The sequence below is a fragment of the Methylobacterium sp. D53M genome (assembly GCF_053345625.1).
Map to the genome: position 1 here is coordinate 101,793 of NZ_JBKFAL010000001.1, position 18,179 is coordinate 119,971.

General features: G+C 67.1%; 17 protein-coding genes, 2 tRNA genes and 1 pseudogene. 10 read left to right on the forward strand and 10 right to left on the reverse strand.

The genetic code is table 11. The features are described 5' to 3' along the window. Nucleotides 1–78 precede the first annotated feature (78 nt). The 5 genes from ACLBYG_RS00465 to ACLBYG_RS00485 all read right to left on the reverse strand — a co-directional run bounded on the left by ACLBYG_RS00465 (nucleotide 79) and on the right by ACLBYG_RS00485 (nucleotide 4,865). Nucleotides 79–2,388 carry a TonB-dependent receptor family protein gene (locus tag ACLBYG_RS00465; protein ID WP_447680248.1) on the reverse strand — a complete coding sequence of 770 codons (2,310 nt, stop codon included), beginning with the start codon at nucleotides 2,386–2,388 and terminating at the stop codon, nucleotides 79–81. Nucleotides 2,389–2,444: 56 nt separating this feature from the next. Then, nucleotides 2,445–2,837 (reverse strand): DUF2946 family protein, encoded by a 393-nt coding sequence (locus tag ACLBYG_RS00470; RefSeq protein WP_447680249.1) that lies wholly within the window; start codon nucleotides 2,835–2,837, stop codon nucleotides 2,445–2,447. Between the two features lie 25 nt (nucleotides 2,838–2,862). Continuing rightward, complete coding sequence (locus ACLBYG_RS00475; protein WP_447680250.1) at nucleotides 2,863–4,239, reverse strand: PepSY-associated TM helix domain-containing protein; 1,377 nt, start codon at nucleotides 4,237–4,239, stop codon at nucleotides 2,863–2,865. A gap of 39 nt (nucleotides 4,240–4,278) precedes the next feature. Then, nucleotides 4,279–4,590, reverse strand: coding sequence for a hypothetical protein (locus ACLBYG_RS00480; protein ID WP_447680251.1), 312 nt, complete (start codon nucleotides 4,588–4,590; stop codon nucleotides 4,279–4,281). Between the two features lie 201 nt (nucleotides 4,591–4,791). Then, nucleotides 4,792–4,865 (reverse strand) — tRNA-Gln (locus ACLBYG_RS00485). Between the two features lie 178 nt (nucleotides 4,866–5,043). Between ACLBYG_RS00485 and ACLBYG_RS00490 the strand changes: the two genes are divergently transcribed. Next, a tRNA-Ser gene (locus tag ACLBYG_RS00490) sits at nucleotides 5,044–5,133 on the forward strand. Nucleotides 5,134–5,266: 133 nt separating this feature from the next. Here the strand turns inward: ACLBYG_RS00490 and ACLBYG_RS00495 are convergent. Next, a complete protein-coding gene (locus ACLBYG_RS00495) occupies nucleotides 5,267–5,491 on the reverse strand; it encodes a hypothetical protein (RefSeq protein WP_447680252.1) in 225 nt (74 codons plus the stop codon). A gap of 58 nt (nucleotides 5,492–5,549) precedes the next feature. Beyond that, nucleotides 5,550–5,999: a MucR family transcriptional regulator gene (locus tag ACLBYG_RS00500; protein ID WP_447680253.1), complete on the reverse strand. Its 450-nt coding sequence runs from the start codon at nucleotides 5,997–5,999 to the stop codon at nucleotides 5,550–5,552. Nucleotides 6,000–7,117: 1,118 nt separating this feature from the next. Here ACLBYG_RS00500 and ACLBYG_RS00505 point away from each other — a divergent pair. The 3 genes from ACLBYG_RS00505 (at nucleotide 7,118) to ACLBYG_RS00515 (ending at nucleotide 9,384) form a co-directional block, all read left to right on the forward strand. Then, entirely contained in the window at nucleotides 7,118–8,809 is a 1,692-nt protein-coding gene (locus tag ACLBYG_RS00505) for a methyl-accepting chemotaxis protein (RefSeq protein ID WP_447680254.1), read from the forward strand. A gap of 166 nt (nucleotides 8,810–8,975) precedes the next feature. Further along, the gene (locus ACLBYG_RS00510) at nucleotides 8,976–9,119 is read left to right on the forward strand and encodes a hypothetical protein (RefSeq protein WP_331299921.1); all 144 of its coding nucleotides are present in this window, start codon (nucleotides 8,976–8,978) and stop codon (nucleotides 9,117–9,119) included. A 58-nt stretch (nucleotides 9,120–9,177) separates the two neighbouring features. After that, on the forward strand, nucleotides 9,178–9,384 hold the full coding sequence (locus tag ACLBYG_RS00515) for a hypothetical protein (RefSeq protein ID WP_447680255.1): 207 nt from the start codon (nucleotides 9,178–9,180) through the stop codon (nucleotides 9,382–9,384). 445 nt (nucleotides 9,385–9,829) lie between these two features. Here ACLBYG_RS00515 and ACLBYG_RS00520 read toward each other — a convergent pair whose 3' ends face one another. Both ACLBYG_RS00520 and ACLBYG_RS00525 read right to left on the reverse strand, forming a co-directional pair. After that, on the reverse strand, nucleotides 9,830–11,047 hold the full coding sequence (locus tag ACLBYG_RS00520) for a flagellin N-terminal helical domain-containing protein (RefSeq protein WP_091678195.1): 1,218 nt from the start codon (nucleotides 11,045–11,047) through the stop codon (nucleotides 9,830–9,832). Between the two features lie 200 nt (nucleotides 11,048–11,247). Next, nucleotides 11,248–11,700: pseudogene (locus tag ACLBYG_RS00525) on the reverse strand (transposase); the annotation flags it as partial. A 220-nt stretch (nucleotides 11,701–11,920) separates the two neighbouring features. On the opposite strand from ACLBYG_RS00525, the gene ACLBYG_RS00530 reads away from it, so the two are divergent. After that, nucleotides 11,921–12,313: an Ivy family c-type lysozyme inhibitor gene (locus ACLBYG_RS00530; protein ID WP_447680256.1), complete on the forward strand. Its 393-nt coding sequence runs from the start codon at nucleotides 11,921–11,923 to the stop codon at nucleotides 12,311–12,313. A gap of 67 nt (nucleotides 12,314–12,380) precedes the next feature. On the opposite strand, the gene ACLBYG_RS00535 is transcribed toward ACLBYG_RS00530, so the two are convergent. Continuing rightward, nucleotides 12,381–12,689, reverse strand: a complete 309-nt coding sequence (locus ACLBYG_RS00535; protein ID WP_447680257.1) for a hypothetical protein — start codon at nucleotides 12,687–12,689, stop codon at nucleotides 12,381–12,383. A 170-nt stretch (nucleotides 12,690–12,859) separates the two neighbouring features. On the opposite strand from ACLBYG_RS00535, the gene ACLBYG_RS00540 reads away from it, so the two are divergent. From ACLBYG_RS00540 to ACLBYG_RS00560, 5 genes are all read left to right on the forward strand, one after another. Then, nucleotides 12,860–13,468, forward strand: coding sequence for a PAS domain-containing protein (locus tag ACLBYG_RS00540; RefSeq protein ID WP_447680258.1), 609 nt, complete (start codon nucleotides 12,860–12,862; stop codon nucleotides 13,466–13,468). Between the two features lie 846 nt (nucleotides 13,469–14,314). Beyond that, on the forward strand, nucleotides 14,315–15,211 hold the full coding sequence (locus ACLBYG_RS00545) for a LysR substrate-binding domain-containing protein (RefSeq protein WP_447680259.1): 897 nt from the start codon (nucleotides 14,315–14,317) through the stop codon (nucleotides 15,209–15,211). A gap of 219 nt (nucleotides 15,212–15,430) precedes the next feature. Further along, entirely contained in the window at nucleotides 15,431–16,180 is a 750-nt protein-coding gene (locus tag ACLBYG_RS00550) for an SDR family NAD(P)-dependent oxidoreductase (RefSeq protein WP_447680260.1), read from the forward strand. Between the two features lie 13 nt (nucleotides 16,181–16,193). Then, nucleotides 16,194–17,045 (forward strand): transketolase, encoded by an 852-nt coding sequence (locus tag ACLBYG_RS00555; protein ID WP_056522141.1) that lies wholly within the window; start codon nucleotides 16,194–16,196, stop codon nucleotides 17,043–17,045. Then, the gene (locus ACLBYG_RS00560; RefSeq protein WP_447680261.1) at nucleotides 17,042–18,064 is read left to right on the forward strand and encodes a transketolase family protein; all 1,023 of its coding nucleotides are present in this window, start codon (nucleotides 17,042–17,044) and stop codon (nucleotides 18,062–18,064) included. Before ACLBYG_RS00555 ends, ACLBYG_RS00560 begins: the two co-directional genes overlap by 4 nt. The last annotated feature ends 115 nt before the right edge of the window (nucleotides 18,065–18,179 follow it).

Sequence of the window (18,179 nt, forward strand, 5' to 3'; positions counted from 1 at the left end):
AGGCCCCGCCCTGCGATCGACTGCCGAAGCATAGTGTACGCTCGACTGCGACACCACGCGCGAGCCGCCGCGCAGTTATCAAAATGCCAGCCGCATGCCGCCGACGATGTTTCGCGGAGCACCCGCGAAGACCGATCCCGTGGTGGTCGCCAGCACGGCGGCGCCGTTCTGGAGTCCGTTCGTGCCGCTGATGCTGTTGGCGAGGTTCTGCGCGGAGGCGACGTAGGTCGTGTCGAACAGGTTGCGCACCTCGACGTACAGGCTCAGCCGCTTCGCGTAGCCGCCCGTCAGCTCCGTGGCGTAGTGCAGGTTGGCGTTGACCACCGCGTAGCCGGGCGCCTTCAGCAGGTTGGCGTTGTCGAGGTAGAAATCGCCCTGGACGACCGTCTCCACGAAGGCGCCGAGACCCGCGAGTGGGCCGCTCGGCACGTCGTAGCCGAGGCGGGCGAGGAGCTGGTGGGCCGGAACCCCGGGGATCCGGTTCCCGGCACGGTCGAAGGACCGGCTCAGGCTGCCGGCGCTGAGCTGCTCGGTGTAGTGGGTGTAGATCTGGTCGTCGAACGTGTAGGCCAGCGTCCCGCGCCAGCCGGGCGCGAAGGCCCAGTCGGCGCCGACCTCGATGCCGCGATGCTCCGAGGCCGGCGCGTTGAACGTGTAGGCGAGGAGCCCGGCCCCCGGCGATTGCGAGACCAGCTCGTTGCGGAAGAACTCGTAGAACCCGGTCACGCTCAGGCGGAGATCGGCCACCGGGCTCCACTCGGCGCCGAGATCGAAGCCGAGGTTCTCCTGCGTCCGGAGCTGCGTGTTGTTGCCGGGCAGCCCGGCGGGGGTGATGAACAGGTTGCTGGCGGCCGGCGTGGTGTAGCCGGTGGCGACCCGGCCGCGCAGCGCCCAGGCCGCGTCCGGCCGGTAGACCAGGGCCAGTTCGGGGGCGACGTTGAGGAAGGACCGGTTCGCGTCCGCCACCGTCCGCGTCGTGCCGCTCGCCGCGTACGCGTAGGCGACGTTGCGCCCGGTGATCGAGGTGGTCTCGGCGCTCAGGCCGAGGATGCCGGTCCACTGGTCCGACAGCGCCAGCTCGAGCCGCGCCCGGCCGCCGAGGTTCGACTGCACCGCCGCCTGATCGCCGATGAGCGCCCCGAGGCGCGGGCCGTCGTACGGGGCCCGGTTGAAGGTGGTGATGTGGTTGTCGATCGTGTTGTAGGCCAGCGCGACGTATCCGGTCGCCGGCAGGCCGAACAGGTCGCCCCGCCGGGTCAGGTCGGTCAGGAAGTTCCAGGACGGGTAGGAGCCCCGCGACGAGGTCGTGTAGAACGGCTGATCGAAGTTGCGCTCGTCGAAGCCGAGCTGCGTGCGCCACGTGGTGAACGCGTCGATGTCGTGCTCCCAGCGGGCGGCCACGAGGGTCCGGCGGTCGTTGCGCCCGAAGCCGCCCTCGTCGGCGGTCACCGGCACGGTCGCGCCGAACGCCCCGTTCCGGAACAGGTTGAAGGTGGTGCAGCCCGGGGCCGCGCTCGCCGCGGCGGCGCAGCCGCGCTGGTACGGGTTGATCCGGTACTGGGCCAGCGACGCGCGGGCGGGCAGGTTGGCGTCGAGGGTGTTGTTGATCACCTTCAGGGTGAAGCGGTTGTCCGGAGTCGGGGTGTAGCTCGCGAGCAGGTTGATGGTCTGCGTGTCGTAGCTCGCGTGGTCCTGGTAGCCGTTCGCGCGGACATCGCTGGCGAACAGACTGATCTCGAACGGGCCGCTGACGCCGCCGACGGTGAAATAGTTGCTGAGGTAGCCGAAGCTGCCGGCATCCACCCCGATCTCGTAGCCGTCGATCTCCCGCCCGGTGCGTGTCCGGAACGCGATGGCGCCCCCGGTGGCGTAGTTGCCGAAGAGCGGCGATTGCGGCCCGCGGAACACGTCGATCCGGCCGTAGGCGCGGGGGTCCGTGAGGTCGAAGCGCGACGCCCCGTCCGGCTGGGTGAGGATGAAGCCGTCCTCCAGGACGACGGTGTTCTTGATCACGCCGGTGGAGCGGGCGTTGTTGCCGCGGATCGAGATGACCACGTCGCGGCCGCCGTTCCCCTGCCGCACGGTCACGCCGGGGCTGTTCACCAGGACCGAGCCGATGCTGGTCGCCGGCCGGTTCGCGATCGTGTCGTCGCGGCCGATGCCGGTGACGATCTCGCCGACCGGGTGCTCGATCACCGCGGGCGCCGAGCCCGGCGGCGCCGCCACGCCGAAGGCCGGCGCGGCGGGCCGGCCCGCAACGGGCGCGGCCTCGCCCTCCACGGAGAGTTCCTCGAGGGTGACGGCGGCCTGGCCGAGGGCGGGGAGGGGGCTTCCGGCGAGCAGGAACGCGAGGGCGCCGCCGCGCAGGACGGGAGAGTCGGAGGTCATCGGAGGTCTCGTCTGATCGATGGGGCGAGCGGCGGCGGCGCCCGGAGGACGGGCGATCAGGCGGAGCGGGGCGGCCCGCGGGGCTGGCCGATGACGGCGGGGACCGACGCGGTCCGGACGGGGGGCGGGATCGGCCACGCCACCGCCGTCCAGCGCAGGCGGCGCGCGAGGCCGGGCGCGTGCGGGAGCAGCGGCGGGACGGCACCGGCCCGACACAGCCCGCAGAGGGCGCAGGACCCCGGTGCCGGCGCGCCAGGGCCGACCGCTGCGTCACCGGCCTGATCCGGCGCGTGCCCGCACAGGATCTGGCCGGGCAGCGCGCCCCGATCCGCCTGCACCATCCGGAGCGCGACGGCCGGCGCGAGCGCCTGGATCCAGAGCGCGAGCGCGATCAGCACCGCGCCCGGGAGGCCCGGGCGCCCGCGTCTCAGGCGCGCAGACGTGTGCACGGGCACGGCGCCCGCCCGCACCGGCTCAGCGCGCCCACCGTCTTCGGAGCCGGTCCGCGGCGAGGTCGAGACCGACCATGGCGCCGATGGCGAGCCCGGTCAGCGGGAAGAGCGCTCCGAGGCCGAGGATGATCGCGGTCACGGTCGCGGCCACCCGCCGATCCGCGGGCCAGGGTGGCACGCCGAGGCCGCCGGCCGGGCGCCGCTTCCACCACATCGTCCCGGCGGTGACGGCGAGCAGGAATGTGGCGAGGCAGAAGCCCAGCATCGCCAACTGGTTCGCGCGGCCCCAGTGCTCGCCCTTGTGGATGCCGATCCCGTACTGGATCGCCCGGCCGACCGGTCCGAGATCGGTGAAACGGACGTCCACCAGCGGGCGGCCGGAATACTGGTCGAGGGTGATGACCCGCTGCCGCGTGACGTCGCGCGGGTAGATCGCGGCGGCGTAGACGCCGTCCGTGCCGACGGGCAGCGCCAGCTCGAAGCCGGGGGGCATCCCCAGATGTCGAAGGATCGCCACGGCTTCGTCGATCCCGACGCTCGCGGCCGCGGCCGGCACGGAGCGCGGCACCGGCGCGTCCTGCAGGGTCCACCCGGCCTCCTCCAGCCGGTCGCGCAGCGGCACCGTCGAGACCGGCCGATTCGCCCAGAGCGCGGCCGGTTGCCCGAGGCCGGCGGCGTTCGACCACGCGCGCAGTTCCTGCCCCCACCAGATCGACCAGGGCAGGCCCGTGAGGGCCAGGAAGAGCAGCCCGCCGCCGGCCACGAACCCGGTGACGGCGTGAAGGTCGCGCCACCACACGCGCCGGCGCGGGCCGCCGCGCACCGTGACGACGCCGCCCGCGCGGCCGCGGGGCCACCAGAGATACGCGCCGGTCAACACCAGGACGATCGCGAAACCGGCGACGATCTCGATGACGGCGTTCGCGAGGGGCCCGACCAGGGCGAGGCTGTGCAGTCCGCGGACCACCGCCATGAGCTCGCGGTCACGGTCGACGCGGTCGAGCACGTCGCCGGTATAGGAATTCAGGTAGACGTGGATCCGGCGGTCGCCGGAAGCGAGCGTCACTCGCGCCGCGGCGTCCGGCGCGGCCGGGTCGATGTAGGTGACGGGCGCGCCGTCGGGCACGGCCTGCAGCGCGTTGAAGATCAGCCGGTCCGGGCCGATCGGCGCCGTAGCCTGCGGCGCGACCCGGGTCCGGTACGCGAACAGGCTGCCGTTGATCTCGTCCTTGAACAGGTAGAGCGCGCCGGTGGCCGAGAGGCCGATCAGGAAGGGCAGGCAGAGCAGGCCGGCGTAGAAGTGCCACCGCCAGACGGCCCGATAGACGGCGTCGCGGGACAGTCGCCGCGTTGCGGCCGCCCCGTATGCGGGGGCGTCGCCGTGGAGAACAATCGACATGATGGGAGGTCCGGGCCTGAACGATCGGGAGCGGGATCGTCAGGCCTTGGGTGGACCTCGCGCGGTGCCGGTCGAGGCCGGCGGGCCGGTCGTCGGGATCTCGGATTCGGGGCGCCACGCGCGACGCGTCTCGGCGGCGACGGGCCAGTCGGTCGCGGTCGGGTTGATAATCGGCAGGACCAGCGCGCCGGCCTGCACGAGCGTGCAGCACGGATGCGCGTGCGCCACCGGGCCGGCGGGGTCACCCGAGGCGTGACCGGCGCAGATCGCCGCGTCCGGATCGACCCAGGCCTGTGCCGGGGTGGCGAAGCCGAGGAAGGCTTGGAGCAGCAGCGCGTAGAGCGCGACCAAGCCGATGATCGCGCGCCCTCGAACCGTGAGAGGCTGGCACCGGCGCATGGACCGATCTAGGCGGCCGCGCCGCGGCGCGTCAACGGCCGACCGCAGTTCGGTCCGTGTCAGACCCACGCCTCGCTGAGGATCAGAGGAGGATGCGCCGGGCTCCGGGCAAGAAAAAACCCGCCGGATCTGAGATCGGGCGGGCCGGCGCGGTGGCTGGGGGACCTGGATTCGAACCAGGACTAGAGGAGTCAGAGTCCACCGTTCTACCGTTAAACTATCCCCCAATCAGCCGTGAGCCCTGCGCATCCGGTTTCGAAGATGGCGGGGCAGAGCCCGCAGCGCATCGAGCGGCTCCGGGCGTGGGCGGTGAGATAGGCGGAATGGTTCGGGAGGTCAACCGGTTGTTCTGCGGTTGACGCCACCTCGGCCGCGGCCGTAACCGTGAGGTCGCGGATGCTGCCAGGAAGGGTGGCCGAGTGGTTTAAGGCAGCGGTCTTGAAAACCGCCGTGGGGGCAACTCCACCGTGGGTTCGAATCCCACCCCTTCCGCCAGCAGGCCTGGATCGTGGACAGAGTCCCGCCGTTTGGCGGTCCACCCCATCGTCTGCCCCACCCGTTGACGGGACTCGTTGGCTCAGGAACCCAAGACCGTCTCCGGACTGCGCGAGGCCGCCGAGATCACGGATCAGGCGATCACGGCATCGTCCGGGCGGGCAGCGTCGTCACGAAGAACATAACGCCGAATATCGTCGCCGCAGGCGTGCCCTGCCGGGTTATTCACCCGATCATGGAAGGGGATCGCACCGGCTTCAGATCGGTCCAGGATCGGCAGCGGGCCGAATGGCGATGTCCGCTCTTTTGCCTCTGCCCCCTGAAAGCGGACCGGGGCAGAACCACTCTGGCCAGCCATCACCTTTCGAATATTTCGCGAACTTCATGACTGGGCACGAAGCTTCGGAATGCGCCCGCTATCCGGCTGCAGTTTCCGGACCGGGATCGCGCTGGGACCGACCCTGAGCCAAGTTCCTGGCGATCCTGGACCGCTTCGCCGCGTAGGCAGGAGCGACCATTGGGTAGTCGTTCGGCAGGCCCCACTTCGCCCGGTACGTCTCCGGCGTCAAACCACAGGCGGTCAGATGCCGCTTGATCGTCTTGTACCGCTTACCATCCTCGAAGCTGATCAGTGCCTCGCGTGTGATCGACGCCCGGACCATCACCGGTGTCGCTTTCCTGTCTCCATCCGCGGTCGACGGATCGGTGGGCTGAAGGCCGGTCAGGGCAGCGGCCGCCGTCGCGATCAGCGCCGGCATCTCCGAGGCTGCGACGCGATTGTGAGACACGTAGGCCGCCACGAGGTTCGCCGTCATTGCGCTGTAATCGAGGGAGACGTTGTATGCGTTGGCCGCATCATTATGCATTTCTCTGTCTACTCCCGCACATTTCGGTCGAAAATTGTCTATACGTCTGAGAAAGACGCGGCGCATATGAAATCTAGTCCACATTAATGTAATGTATTCATAATGACTACTTTAGGTAAAGGCACTCGCGTTGATCTGGCTATCGGTGGTTGATAACCGGGCGATACAGCGCTTCGAGGCACTCGGAATCGCGTGCTTAGGACAATGCGCTTATCGTCATTCAACGCAGGGTGGCGTCGAGCGCATGACGCGCCTCACAGCAGGCCGCTTCTTGCAGGCGGCTCGACTCGTCACGAGGCGATCAGAATCGCTCACCGCGTTTCCGCCCTGACGAGTCTGGATCCCTTCCCGACGCCCGCGGCCGGTCGCATAACGCCGCTTCAGCGCCGGATTTTGTCTGCTCGGAACAGGGCCCTGTCAGCGTGACTATGCTCACGGCCCATCGCGACCCAACCGAGACGGCCGGAACGGAGCTGACGGCTCCTGAAAGCGGCCTTCCACGGATCGTCGGACTCCATCGATTGAGTGCGGTCTCACATCCCGGAACGCGATTGCCGTGGGGCAAGTCTTCTGGATCTCTATAGACAGCGTCAGAGCCTCGGGTGCGGGCTTCTTTCACGGGATATCCCGGTAGCCGGGATGAAGCTGCAAGTTTTCGGCAATCGCCGATCGCTTGGCCGCGATCGCGTCACGCCTCGGACCGTTGATGGGTCAGATACGTCAACTGCCATGAGGCTTAAGAGGGCGTCGGCTGTCTTGAGAGCTTACCCCAGCGCTGAATGTTAAGGATCAGGCATGCGGTGCGCCATGAGGCGACGGTGACCGCGATCAAATCTGCTACACCGATGATGATGCCGAGGCAGCCAGCCATCGAGCGTGACCTGTCCCGCGAATGCATCCTGGATACCGATATTCGCCATTAAGCATCGATTGATTGCGTCGTCGCATCTGCAAATAACGATATTCAGGTGCACACTTGTAATCTGTTCAATCATTCTATTATCGAATATGATATCGGAATCTCTGTTGCATGATCTGCATAATCGATGTATTTTAACCTTATTTTAAGTAATGCAGATTATTTTGTGTCGCTTGAAGATTGATAAAGTGGTACCTCTATGCTGCGATACTCCAGTATCCTGATCAAGGCGTCTGTTCCGCTGCTGATCATGGCCGCAGTCGCCGCCGGCCTGGTTCATTACGCTATCGGAGAGCTCAATCTACTCGCAGGGCAAATGCGCGAGATCGTCGACACGCAGGCGGTCCGCCTCGAACGGATCTTGGCTGTCCAGGTCAACACCAACGATGCAGCGATCCAGGCGCGCAACCTCATTCTCGAAACCCGCGAGCAGGAGATGGCCGGCTATAAAGTGCGGTACGATGCGGCTGTAAAGACGTCACTCGATGCTGCGAACACCTTGATCGCGATGGCGGACACGCCCGATCGGAAGGTCACCAACGAAAGTCTCCAGAGTATTCTCAAGGAGTTCTACTCTGCTCTGGATAAATCCAACGCGCTCGGCCTCAAGAATGACAATGAAGCTGCTGCTAAGGTCCTTCTGACTGACGCTTCTGCCGCGCGCACCAAGATGCGGGATTTTGTTCAAGGTCGCGTCACGCGGCTGAACACCGAGCTGCGCCAAGCCCGCGATGACGCCGAGCAGGCCGTCACCACGGCTAAAACCGTGCTGATCGGCGCCTCCGTGGCTGGCCTCGTCAGCGCCGTCGCGCTCTCCGCGCTGATCGTGATCTTCGGCATCACCCGCCCGCTGGGCAGCCTCGTGGGCGTCCTGCAGCGGATGGCCCGCGGCGAGGTCGATGCCGAGATCCGCGAGGCCACCCGCGGCGACGAGATCGGCGCCGTCGGCCAGGCCGTCGAGGGCATCAAGGCCATGGTCGCCCGCAAGGCCGCCGAGGAGGCCGAGGTGAAACGCCGCGCCGATGAGGCCGCGGCTGCCGAGCGCAAGCGTACCATGATCGAGCTCGCCGACGGCTTCGAGCGCGCGGTCGGCGGGATCGTCGGCCTGGTCTCGTCCTCGGCCACCGAACTCCAGGCCACCGCCCAGCAGATGACCGCCACCGCCCAGGAGACCGCATCCCAGTCGACCACCGTGGCCGCGGCCGCCGAGGAGGCGTCGACCAACGTCAACACGGTGGCGGCCGCCGCCGAGGAGCTCGGCTCCTCCGTGCAGGAGATCGGCCGGCAGGTGACCGGCTCGGCCCACCTCGCCCAGGCCGCGGTGGGCGAAGCCGACCAGACCGCCCACCTCGTCCAGGCGCTCAGCCAGAACGCCGCGCGGATCGGTGACATGGTCGGGATGATCTCGGGGATCGCCGCCCAGACCAACCTGCTGGCGCTCAACGCCACGATCGAGGCGGCGCGGGCGGGTGCCGCGGGTCGGGGCTTCGCGGTGGTGGCCTCCGAGGTGAAGGCGCTCGCCGACCAGACTGCCAAGACGACGGAAGAGATCAGCCGTCAGATCGGCGAGGTCCAGGGGGTGACCGCGCAGGCGGTGACGGCGATCGGCGGGATCACGGGCCGGATCCGGGAGATCGACAGCGTGGCGACCTCGATCGCGGCCGCCGTCGAGGAGCAGGGCGCGGCGACCCAGGAGATCGTGCGCAACGTGGCCCAGGCCTCGGCGGGGACGAACGAAGTGACGGGCAACATCGCCGGCGTGGCGCAGGCGTCGGAGGAGACGGGGGCTGCGGCCTCGCAGGTCCTGTCGGCGGCCTCGGAGCTGTCGCGGCAATCCGAGCATCTCGGCGCCGAGGTCGCCCGCTTCCTCGCAACCGTGCGCGCCGCCTGAGGGTGGCCACGGCCGAGATCCGCGTCCTCACGGCCCGGCCGAACGGCTCAGACCAGTCCGACCGGCTGCACGCAAATCTCGCTGCCGCGTACGCGCGGGGCGAGGATCTCGGCGCGCGCCGTACATCCAGGCCGGCGGCGAAAGGCTGCTCCAACTGAGCCGCGCGTTGGAGCACCCGATCAAGGATATGGATCTCTCACTCCATGAGCTCGGGCTGCAGGATGCGGCCACGATCGAAGCCTTGCGAAGCTTCGTGAGCGCGGCAGAGGAGCTCGCCAACGCGGCGCAGCGGTTTCCGCCCACTCTGTGACTGTGGCCGCCAATCGAAGCTGGACGCTGCACCGCCCCGTCGTCGCACGGAGGCCGCCTTGGGCGGGCTGTTGCTGATCTCTGATGACCTGACCCGGACCGGGCGCCTCGCACGTTCCCTCGGCCCCGCGCGGCGTTGCACCGTCCACGACCTGTATGACGACATCGCGCCGGCGGAGCTGCCGGACCTCATCGTCGGCGACGTCGCCGGGCTGACCTCGGAGCCGCTGCGCGCGAACGGCGCCCCGTTTCTGTTTCTCGCCTGAGGCAACGCTGCCCGCGCCGAGGCCCAGGCCCGGCTCCTCGCTCCGACCGACATCCTCCCGGCCCTGTCCGTGCTCGAGCGGCTGCTGGATCGGATCGACCGGCTCCAGGACCGAACGGACTGGTGCCGACCCACACCGCTTTGTGGACAGCTGTCTGGCTGATCCCGAAAGTAGCCATCCGCCGGTCAGTCATCGACATCGGCTCAGAATGAATTGGGGTTCCTCAACATAGGGCCCTGGAGCATCTCTGGCCCTGCACTCGGCAGGCTGCTTCCAGATCTACGATTCCCCTACGTTCCGGGCAGTAGCGTTGTAACCGTCCCGCTTCTGCACGCTTTCGGCGCCCGGCAATCGATCGCAGGTAGCCGGGCGCCACTATTCATACCTTGGAATGCGTTTGCCCGGAGCCGAGCTCCGGGCGTGGTGTAGACGCTCAGGGTGAGGTTTACCGCAGGAGCTGGAGGACGCCCTGCTGGGCGGAGTTGGCCAGCGACAGGGCCGAGATGCCCATCGACTGGCGGGTCGACAGCGCCTGCGAGTTCGCCGCCTCCTGGTTCAGGTCGGCGTTCGTCAGGTTGGCCGAGCCCGTCTGCAGCACGTTGATCAGCTGCTTGGAGAAATCCTGGCGGTTCTGAACCACCGACAGGTTCGAGCCCAGCGCGCTCGCCGCGGAATTCAAGGTCGCGTCGGCTTTGGTCAGGGTCGACAAGGTCTTGTTGACGTCCGCGTTCAGCAGGAAGTTGCCGAGGCCGTTCTGGCTCGACGAACTGTTCGAGCTGGTGATCGACGACAGGCCCAGGCCGCTGGAGGTCGCGTCGACCGAGGCGACGTTCAGGTTCGAGCTGCCGGTGTCGTTGAACTTGATGTTCATGTCATTGCCCTTGCCGGCAATGAGGTTGACGCCGTTGTAGCTGGCGTCGCTGGCGAGCTGCGTGATCTGGTTGAGCAGGTTGTTGTACTGATTGGCCAGCGAGGCGCGCTGCGTCACGCCCGAGATCGACAGGTCGCTGGACACCACGGTGCTGGCGGCGGTGCCGTAGGTCGAGGCGGTGGTGGCCGAGGCGGTGAAGCCGAGCGCCGTCTGGCTGCCCGAGTTCTGGAATTCCACGTCCGCCTGGGCGTTGAGGACGATCTTGGTGCCGGTGCTGTCGGCCGAGAAGATCGCGCCGGCGCCGAAGGCACCGCTCGAAGAGGTCGAGGCCGAGCTGACCGCGGCGTTGAGGGCCGCGACCGTGGCGCTGATGCTCGAGGAGGCGGCGACCGTGGCCGAGACCGAGCTGCCGTTGATGGTCAGGAGCACGGTCTGGGAGGCGGTGCTGGCGCTGTAGGCGTTGGCGGCGGTGCCGGTGGTCGAGAGCTGGGTCGAGAGCGCTTGGCTGGCGATCGACTTGGCCTGGCTGACCAGCTTCTGGATCGAGGTGATGCCCTGGTTGGCGGCCTGGATCGACTGGATGCCGTTGGAGATGCCGTCGAGGAGCGAGTTCAGGCTCGAGGAGCGTCCGTCGAGGGCCTGGGAGGTGAAGAAGTTGGTCGGGTTGTCGAGGGCGGAGTTGACGGTCTTGCCGGTCGCGAGCCGGTTCTGGGTGGTCGACATCAGCTGGGCGGTGTCCTGCAACGAGAGCAGGTTCTGACGCGTGGCGGCCGACAGTGTGATCGAAGACATGGATCGCTATCTTTCTGACTCAACGCGCCGCTTTTTCGGCGGCCTCATGGACAACGGCGCTCGAAATTGATCAAGCTCGACTCGGAAACAATGCAGAAATTAAATTACCGAAGTGAACAGAAATATAACGACGCGCGTTGCCGGCGACTATACTTTTCATGGAACTGAGACACGTCGAGTCGCCCAAGGGTTGATTCTGAAGTGACATGCCGCGTCAGGAGGGGGCCGAGGGTTTCCACCGCCATGCGCAGCATCGAGCCCTTCGCGCGCTTGGCCCCATTGTAGCCCGCTCGTTCGCCGCTCTCGGGCGAGGAGCGCGAGGTCCGGCCGTCGAGCATGGTTGCGGTCGGCTCCGGCGGCCGACCCGCGGCGAGGTGCAGCACCGCGCGCGGATCCTCGGCCCGTTGCTCGAAGCAGCCACCTGATAATCAGCGCTGCGCCTGCCGATACACGGCAAACCGGGGCGGCAGGTCGTGCGGCCTCAGCCGCCACGGGCAGCCGGTCCTGACGATGTGGCGCAGCGCGCTGAACACCTCCCGAAACGCATGCTCGCGCTGACCGGCATCCTCGCGCAGCAGCGTCAGTTCGGGCGCGACCGGCGCCCGCTCCTCATCGGAAACGTCGGACGGATACGGCTCGCGGGCAGGGCTCATCCCCACCCATCCGAGCATCAGCCCCAATCAGGACCCTAACAGCCTGAGAGCGCGTCTGAAGAGCAGAATGCACAATAGCCCCGCGCGGTGGTGTGGGCGGGGCAGGAGATAATGGTCTGGAAGAACCAGACGGGTGTCGCATACCGCGGACTAGATTGCCAAACCTGATGTTTTGGGTCTAGCAGTTGCCGGCGCCAGCGGCTGAGCTATCCTCCCTCTTATGCGCACAGTGTTCGCTGTACTCAGTCTCGTCGCTGTCGGACCGGCCGCTGCTGCGGACGTCTACCTGTTCGATCTGCTGCGCCGACCCGACTACGAGCGCGCCTACAACGCGATGCTGAGAAGTGGACCTTCAGTGCCGAAGTGGGTGACGGCCTATAGCCGCACATTGAACGGACCGTCCCAACCTTCCAGAGAAATCAAAGCGGACGGCGAAATCTACCTGCTCGCTGACGTGTGCAAGGTCCACGACTGCCTCGACCATAAGCTTCAGGTGATATTCGCGCCGGGCGGGCGGCGCGCGTGGGGCCGGCTGTATGAGAACGGCCGCACCAGCTGGATAGGCAGCCCATCGCCGGCGCTCAGGAAGGCGGCCGATCGGATCGGACTCTGAGGCGGTCGCATAGGCTAAGTCGCGACGTCCCGATCGGCTCACCGGGCGGAGGGCCGGCTGTTCAGCCTCAGGCGCGCTCGGCGGTCTTCTGCACCAGTTCCAGGAGCCTGCGTCGATCCTCAGGATCACGGACCAGGTTGAAAGCGGCCAGCAACTCCGCGCACTCAGCGTCGCTGGCGACCGGGGCCACCGGAATGGCCGCGGCGGACGCTCCCGCAACGACGGCGTTCGGTGGCCTGTAGAACGCAGAGGGCGGCACCTGCACCGCTTCCGCGATACGACTCAGGAGCCGTTCCGTCCTCTGTTGCCGAAGCGTCGAGACCCCGCAGTCCTCCTCATGATGAAGGGCGCTGGGGGGCGGCGTCTTGCTGCTCATAGGCCTCCGTCTCGGCGTCCCGCACGCGCCGTGTACACTGTTATACCGTTTCAAATTCTATTTGAATGCGTGTGAAGCGCAACGGTTGTGCTAGCGCAAAGCTTGCCCTTTGTGGTTGTGTCGTGCGACAGGTCACACGGGTGTGAGCGAACAGCGAGAGCAGGTACGGCGTGCCGAAGCCCCGATCCCTTGGCGGTCAGACGTGTCCGAAGGCGTTTCAGTCGGCGCTCGATGAACTCGACGTCATCGGCCAGTGGGAGTGGGACGCGGCGACGGACTGCGCGCGCTCGGACGCCTTCGTGGCGCTGCTCTTCGATGTCGACCCGCAGCAGGCGGAGGCGGGCGTTCCACTGACCCAATACGTCGAAGCCATACACCCCGAGGATCGGGTGCGGGTTCTCGATCTGATCCGGCGCAGCGCCAGCGAAGGTAGCACCTTCCTGACCGAGTACAGGGTCATCTCGGTCGACCGTCAGACCCGCTGGGTTCTGGCGCGAGGCCGCTTCACCGCTGATCATCAGGGGCGACCGGTCGGTGGTGGCGGCATCCTCGTGGACATCACCTCACTGCGGATGAACGAGGGCACTTTCGCGGAGGGCACGCGCCGCCCCGATGAAACCGCGCTCGACCGGGCCGCCGATCACGCCATCGCCGCACAGGAGGCGATTGTGGAGTTGCGAGATCCGGCTCTGAAAGCGCTGGCCGACGCGCTCTTAATATCGCTGGGCCGGAAGCTTGCGCAGCAAGAGGTACAGGACCGGCGCCGGAAGATGAACTGATCGAGGGCGCTCTTGCCCCCTCACGACGCGGAGGCGCGCCCGACGTCACCAGCGTGTGAGCCGCGACGCGAGGCCGCTCATCGGCAGGATGGCCGGCGGCTACCACGCCATCTCCACTGACGGGTGAGCCGACGATCGATAGACTCGCGGCCGATGTACCGGATCTCGCCTGCAAGCCTCTGCCGGCTCCGCACGCTCGCTCAGACCGACGCCGCTTCTATCAGGTGAGCGGTCACCTGCGTGGCCTGTAGATGGTCGGCTTGGTCGTCGCCACCGGGTCGTCTGATCCGGATTCGGAGAACGTCGAGTACAGCGTCACCGATACCAGTCGAGCCGAGTTCGAGGGGCAGCCCGGTCTATCCTCGTCCAGCTTGTACGGCCTCATGGATTTTCGCGCGACCGGTCCCCGGATCCGAAGCGCGTCCAGAAGGGTGGGCGTGCGAGGAACGCGACGACCGTGTCGGGCTGCCGGAGCCGGTCCTGATTGTCCGCTCAGGATGGCAATCGGATGTCGCGCTTTCGTCTGGAAGCGGACGTGCTGCCTCCGGTTCGATTCTGCTGATTGGACCGATGCGCGCTGGTTCCCCGCGCGGACAGAAGGGGAAGCGGTCCGATAGGTGTTGCTTCGACCAGACACTGGCGCATCATCTCATGCGGCAGGTGCCCCTATGGAATGCCTAGGCCCTCAACCCGGAAGGCGACCGGTCATAAGGCGGGCGGGGCATCGTGACGCGTTATTCATTGTCGCGGATGCAGACAGCGCAATAAGATCAAGCATCGTAATGAAACTGCTCGCAAATAGGCGATATGATATTCTCATAAAATGGGAGACTTTAAGATAGCGTCATGGCTTCGGATCTTCCTTTGTCCGCGTTCCGCATCTTCGAGGCAGCGGCGCGACGTCGCTCTTTCAAGGAGGCTGCCGGCGAGTTGAACCTCTCGGCCAGCGCTGTCAGCCACGCCATGAGCAAGCTCGAGGAGTCGCTCGGCGTGCCTCTTTTCGAGCGCGTCGGGCAGGGGATCGCGCCAACGACAGCGGGAGAGGCGCTCCTCGATCACGTCAGCCGGGCTTTCGCCGAGCTGCATCGCGGGCTCGATATGATCTCCGTCCGTGGCTCGCAATTGCTGCGCCTGCATTGCGCCCCGAGCTTTGCCGCACAGTGGCTGACGCCCAGGCTGGCGGGTTTTCTGCGCGACCATCCTGGGATGGAGGTGCGACTGGCCGCGGGCATGGACTACGCGCGCTTCACCAACGACGAGTTCGATGCCGATATCGTCTACGGCCCCCCGCGCGGCGAGGGCTTGCTGCGCATGCCTCTCGGCGTTGAAACGGTGACACCGCTCTGCGACCCGTCGCGAGCAGAGCAGATCAAGAAGCCGTCCGATCTGTTCCGGCATCCCTTGATCCAGAGCGACACGAAACTGGTGCGCTGGCCGCACTGGTTCGACAAGAACGGCCTGACGGCGCCCGCATCCGCAGCCCTGCGCTTCGACCGCAGCTTCCTGGCATTGACCGGAGCGGCCGACGGCCTCGGCGTCGCCCTGGAGTCGACGCGTCTCGCGGAACGGGAAATGACGATCGGACGCCTCGTGGCACCGCTTGCGGGTCGGTCAGTGGATATCCACTACACCGGTCACCATCTCGTCTTTCCGCCATCATCGCGACGGCGCGAACCTCTGAGGATCTTCGCGCGCTGGCTCGCTAGAGAACTGTCTGTATCGCCGAGCTCGGAGCTGGAATAGCGTTTAATGAATTTCATTCATGTTTGAATGCAATCTTCGCGTTTGTTCATTGCCTCTCGGGCAGCCATAAGGGCGTCAACGATAGGACGCGAGGAAACGGCTCGGACGCTGACGCCTGTCAGAGCGCGGCCCGAGAGGGTGAGCTGGCTTCATGCCAAGCTTTCTCCGCCTCCCATCGCAGAAGAAGCCGGGTTCGGCCGGTTTGCAGGGAGGGTCTACATGCTTCTCGAGAACAAGGTCTGCGTGATCACCGGGGCTGCCTCCGCCCGCGGCATCGGCAAGGCCACCGCGCGGCTCTTCGCGAACCAGGGCGCCCGCGTCGTCATCCTCGACCTCGACGCCGGCCAGGCCGAGGCGGCCGCCCGCGACCTCGGTGACGGCCATCTCGGCCTCGCCTGCAACGTCACCGATCGGGGTGCATGCCAAGCTGCCGCCGATGAGACGATCGCCCGCCTCGGCTCGATCGACGTGCTGATCAACAACGCCGGCATCACCCAGCCGCTCAAGCTGATGGATGTGGGACCGGAGAACTACGACGCGGTCACCGACGTCAACCTGCGGGGCACGCTCTACATGAGCCAGGCCGTGGTCCCGCAGATGCGGAAGCAGAAATCCGGCTCGATCGTCTGCATGTCGTCGGTCTCGGCCCAGCGCGGCGGCGGCATCTTCGGCGGTCCGCACTATTCCGCGGCGAAGGCCGGCGTCCTCGGCCTGCAGAAGGCCATGGCCCGCGAGCTGGGCGCTGACAGCATCCGGGTCAATTCCGTCACTCCCGGTCTGATCCAGACCGACATCACCGGCGACAAGCTCACCCCCGAGCTCAAGGTCGAGATCGCCAGGGGCATCCCGCTCGGCCGCCTCGGCGTCGCCGACGACATCGCCAATGCCTGCCTGTTCCTGGCCTCCGACCTGTCCGCGTACATCACCGGCGCGGTGATCGACGTGAACGGCGGCATGCTGATCCACTGAGAGGGAGGACCTCATGTCAACCGAACGGCCCCACGAGGGTTCGAACATCTCGCTGGCCGACCGGGCCTACAATATCCGCCGCCACGCCCTGCTGATGGGCGAGGTCCAGGGCCAGGGCTACATCGCCCAGGCGCTCGGAATCTCGGACGTGCTGGCGGTGAGCTACTTCCACGCGATGACCTACCGTCCGGAGGATCCGGAATGGGAGGGCCGCGACCGCTTCTGCCTCTCCATCGGCCACTACGCCATCGCCCTCTACGCGGCGCTGATCGAGGCCGGGATCATCCCGGAGGACGAGCTGACGAGCTACGGCGGCGACGACAGCCGCCTGCCGATGTCCGGCATGGCCGCCTACACGCCCGGCATGGAGATCACCGGCGGGTCGCTCGGCCACGGGCTCGGGATCGCGGTCGGCATGGCGCTTGGGCTCAAGCGGAAGAACGCGAAGAGCTTCGTCTACAACCTGTTCTCCGATGGCGAGCTCGACGAGGGCTCGACCTGGGAGGCCGCCATGTCGGCCGGGTCGTTCAAGCTCGACAACCTGATCGGCATCGTCGACGTGAACGGCATGCAGGCGGACGGCCCCTCGCACGGGGTTCTCAACTTCGAGCCGCTGGCGCCGAAGTTCGAGGCGTTCAACTGGTTCGTTCAGCGGGTCGACGGCAACGACCTCGACGCGCTCGTGAAGGCCTTCGATGCCGCCCGGCACCATCCGGGTCCCGAACCCCGGGTGATCATCTGCGACACGAAGATGGCCAAGGGCGTGCCGTTCCTCGAGGAGCGCGAGCGCAACCACTTCCTGCGGGTCGAGCCGGCCGAGTGGACGCAGGCGCTGGAGATCCTGGACGAGGGGAGGGTGCAGTGAGACGATCGAAATATGAGAGGCCCGCGCCGCGCGTTGGCGGCGGCGCCAAGACCTCGGCGATGATCGCCTCGCTGGCCGCCCCGGGGCAGCGCACGAAGCCCGCCCCGTTCGGCCACGCCCTCGTGGAGCTCGCCAAGACCCGGCCCGACATCGTCGGCCTCTCGGCGGATCTGGCCAAGTACACGGACCTGCACATCTTCGCGCAGGCCCACCCGGACCGGTTCTACCAGATGGGGATGGCCGAGCAGCTCCTGATGAGCGCGGCCGCCGGCCTCGCCCGCGAGGGGTTCGTCTCGGTCGCCACCACCTACGCGGTGTTCGCGGCGCGGCGCGCCTACGACTTCATCTGCCTCGCGATCGCGGAGGAGAACCTCAACGTCAAGATCGCCTGCGCGCTGCCCGGCCTGACCACCGGCTACGGGCCCAGCCATCAGGCGACCGAGGATGTCGCGATCTTCCGCGGCATGCCGAACATGACGATCCTCGACCCGTGCGACGCGCACGAGATCGAGCAGATGGTCCCGGCGATGGTCGCCCACCAGGGCCCGGTCTACCTGCGGCTGCTGCGCGGCAACGTCCCGCTGGTGCTCGACGAGTACGGCTACCGGTTCGAGTGGGGCAAGGCCAAGACGATCCGCGATGGCCGCGACGTGCTGGTGATCTCGTCGGGCCTGATGACGATGCGCGCCCTGGAGGTGGCCGAGGCCCTGCGCGAGGATCGGGTCGACGTGGCGGTGCTGCACGTGCCGACGATCAAGCCGCTCGACGCGGCGACGATCCTGGCCGAGGCCCGTCGCGGTGGGCGCCTCGTGGTCGTCGCCGAGAACCACTCGGTGGTCGGCGGCCTCGGCGAGGCCGTGGCGGGATTGTTGATGCGCGACGGTACCCTGCCGGAGCGCGGCTTCCGTCAAGTCGGCCTGCCGGACGAGTTCCTCGACGCCGGAGCGCTGCCGACCCTTCACGAACGCTACGGCATCTCGACCGAGGCGATGGCTCGAAGCATCCGCGGTTGGCTGTAGGCGCAGCCGTCGCTCGCGCCGACAAGCGACTGCTCGCACCCATAACTGAGCTGAATTGAGATGATCGCGGATCTCCGCGTCCGCGATCATGCTGTGCCGTAGAATGATTTCTCTA